Source organism: Paraburkholderia sp. SIMBA_053 (assembly GCF_046534895.1).
Taxonomy (GTDB): domain Bacteria; phylum Pseudomonadota; class Gammaproteobacteria; order Burkholderiales; family Burkholderiaceae; genus Paraburkholderia; species Paraburkholderia caledonica.
This window is the reverse complement of record NZ_JAWRXU010001488.1, coordinates 1-243: the sequence shown is the minus strand read 5'-3', so window position 1 is coordinate 243 and position 243 is coordinate 1. Positions and strand designations below refer to the sequence as shown.

Genomic DNA, 243 nt, shown 5'->3' with positions numbered 1-243 from the left:
CCGCCCGTCGGGGTTGTCGTGCGCCGACCGTTAACCCAATGAATTCGCCAGAGCGCGCAGGATTTGATTCGGATTATCTTCGATGGGCGAACCGTGGGACACGAGAATGCGCTTCAGCGACTCAAGTGATGCCCATTGCAGAAGCTGGACGCGCAGTGCCTCTTTATCCTCGATGAGGACCAGCCTCACTGGCTTCGGGCTGTGCGGCTCGTCTCCGGCAAAACCCATCATCCGCAGCAGCCA

At 59.7% G+C, this 243-nt stretch carries 1 pseudogene; it reads right to left on the bottom strand.

What is annotated here, in order from left to right:
* Window positions 1–30: 30 nt before the first annotated feature.
* A pseudogene (locus SB753_RS40550) lies at window positions 31–243 on the bottom strand (hypothetical protein); the annotation flags it as partial.